The sequence below is a fragment of the Catenulispora rubra genome, assembly GCF_015356825.1.
GTDB lineage: Bacteria > Actinomycetota > Actinomycetes > Streptomycetales > Catenulisporaceae > Catenulispora > Catenulispora rubra.
Genome location: NZ_JAACYW010000723.1, coordinates 1 through 523, shown reverse-complemented (window position 1 = coordinate 523; position 523 = coordinate 1). Strand labels below are relative to the sequence as shown.

Annotated in this window: 1 pseudogene; it reads left to right on the top strand. The window is 70.7% G+C overall.

Going from position 1 to position 523, the window contains the following annotated elements:
- Positions 1-227 precede the first annotated feature (227 nt).
- Positions 228-523 (top strand): annotated as a pseudogene (locus GWK61_RS55140) (hypothetical protein); the annotation flags it as partial.

Below are 523 nucleotides of genomic sequence, written 5' to 3'. Positions count from 1 at the left end.
CCGAACCCTGCCGGACCCCGCGGGATCGAGCCCCGACGCGCACCGGGTAAGATCGACGCGGCCTTACATCAGGGCACAACCCACTTTCGAGTGAAGAACCCCTGATTTTCACCTGTTATCAAGCGAAAAGCCGCCCCGGCCGGATACGGTGGAGGGGTCGCGCCGCACACCGCGTGCACGAAAACGAGTCCTCCCGCATGGCTGTCCACTTGGCTACAGTGGCATCCATGCCGATCCGGGGGACCGTAGCACCGGCCAGGGCCGCCGCCACCGCAGTCGCGGCGGCCCTGGTCTGCGCCGCCTGCAGCAGCACCGCCACTCAGCCGCCCGGGCAGCTGACGAAGAGCGCCGTGATCTCCTCCACCGGAGCCGGGACCAGCTCCGGCGACACCGACCGGCCCAGCGGCGACCCGATCGCGCAGGGCGGCACCTCCCCGGCGGACCGCCCCAGCGGCGGCTCCATCAACGACTCGCAGTCCTCGTCGGCGAGCAAGTCGACCCCGCCGCCCTCCTCGAAGGACCC